This window comes from Nitrosomonas sp. Nm58 (genome assembly GCF_900107335.1).
In the GTDB taxonomy this organism is placed as follows: domain Bacteria; phylum Pseudomonadota; class Gammaproteobacteria; order Burkholderiales; family Nitrosomonadaceae; genus Nitrosomonas.
Genome location: NZ_FNPQ01000121.1, coordinates 1 through 1202 on the forward strand (window position 1 = coordinate 1; position 1202 = coordinate 1202).

Annotated in this window: 1 protein-coding gene; it reads left to right on the top strand. The window is 49.2% G+C overall.

The features are described from left to right. Positions 1 to 10 precede the first annotated feature (10 nt). Complete coding sequence (gene tuf, locus BLW34_RS15325) at positions 11 to 1201, top strand: elongation factor Tu (RefSeq protein WP_090581420.1); 1191 nt, start codon at positions 11 to 13, stop codon at positions 1199 to 1201. Position 1202 lies beyond the last annotated feature (1 nt).

Genomic DNA, 1202 nt, shown 5'->3' on the forward strand with positions numbered 1-1202 from the left:
AGGATATAGCATGGCGAAGAGTAAATTTGAGCGATTGAAGCCGCATATAAACGTTGGCACGATAGGTCATGTTGATCATGGGAAGACGACATTGACGGCGGCGATTACGATGGTATTGACGAAGAAATTTGGTGGTGAAGCGAAGTCGTATGCTCAGATTGATTCTGCGCCAGAGGAGCGTGCGCGGGGGATTACCATTAATACATCTCACGTCGAATATGAGACGGAAAAACGTCACTATGCGCATGTGGATTGTCCTGGTCATGCGGATTATGTGAAAAACATGATCACAGGTGCGGCACAGATGGATGGGGCTATCTTGGTGGTATCAGCGGCTGATGGGCCGATGCCGCAGACGCGTGAGCATATCTTGCTAGCAAGGCAGGTTGGGGTGCCATACATCATTGTCTATATGAACAAGGCGGATATGGTGGATGATGCCGAGTTGCTGGAGCTGGTGGAGATGGAGATACGGGAATTATTGTCCAAGTACGATTTTCCTGGAGATGATACACCGATTATTATAGGCTCGGCATTGAAGGCGCTGGAGGGAGATCAGAGTGATATTGGAGAGCCATCGATATTTAAATTAGCGGACGCGTTGGATAGTTATATCCCTGAGCCGCAGCGAGCTATAGATGGGGCATTTATTATGCCGGTAGAAGATGTGTTTTCAATATCTGGGCGAGGTACGGTTGTAACGGGGCGTGTGGAGCGAGGTATCGTTAAGGTAAGTGACGAGATTGAGATCGTGGGATTAAGGCCGACATTGAAGACAGTCTGCACTGGAGTGGAGATGTTTAGGAAGCTGCTTGATCAGGGGCAGGCCGGCGACAATGTTGGGATATTGCTGCGAGGTACGAAGCGTGAAGAGGTTGAGCGCGGTCAGGTGCTGGCGAAACCTGGGAGCATTCTGCCGCATACAAAGTTTACGGCTGAGATATATGTTCTAAGCAAGGAAGAAGGCGGGCGGCATACACCATTTTTTGCGGGGTATCGTCCTCAATTTTATTTTCGTACAACTGACGTAACGGGATCGATAGAGTTGCCATCGGGAACTGAGATGGTGATGCCGGGGGATAATATTTCGGTAACTGTGAACCTTATTGCGCCAATTGCGATGGAGGAGGGGTTGCGTTTTGCAATTCGTGAGGGTGGTAGAACTGTTGGGGCTGGTGTCGTAGCTAAAATTATTGAGTAGA